The sequence below is a fragment of the Isoptericola croceus genome (assembly GCF_029382255.1).
Lineage (GTDB): Bacteria > Actinomycetota > Actinomycetes > Actinomycetales > Cellulomonadaceae > Isoptericola > Isoptericola croceus.
Map to the genome: position 1 here is coordinate 1 of NZ_JARLLG010000491.1, position 256 is coordinate 256.

General features: G+C 43.8%; 1 pseudogene. It reads right to left on the reverse strand.

The annotated features are described in order from the left end of the window. Window positions 1–256, reverse strand: a pseudogene (locus PZC42_RS24965) (DNA repair protein RecN); the annotation flags it as partial.

Below are 256 nucleotides of genomic sequence, written 5' to 3' on the forward strand. Positions count from 1 at the left end.
TTTTCTTTGGCTGCATCGGTTAATTCATCCCCAGACAACATTCTGGCAACTTCGTTAACACGTTCATCCTCTGAAAGTGTGTGAATACTTGTCTCAGTACGATCACCAACCACTTGCTTTTCAATAAAGTAATGGTTATCAGCGACTGCCGCTACTTGCGGTAAGTGTGTAATTGTTAATACTTGTGAATAACGGCCAATCACTGCAATCTTTTCAGCAATGGCTTGCGCAACACGGCCAGACACCCCGGTATCAA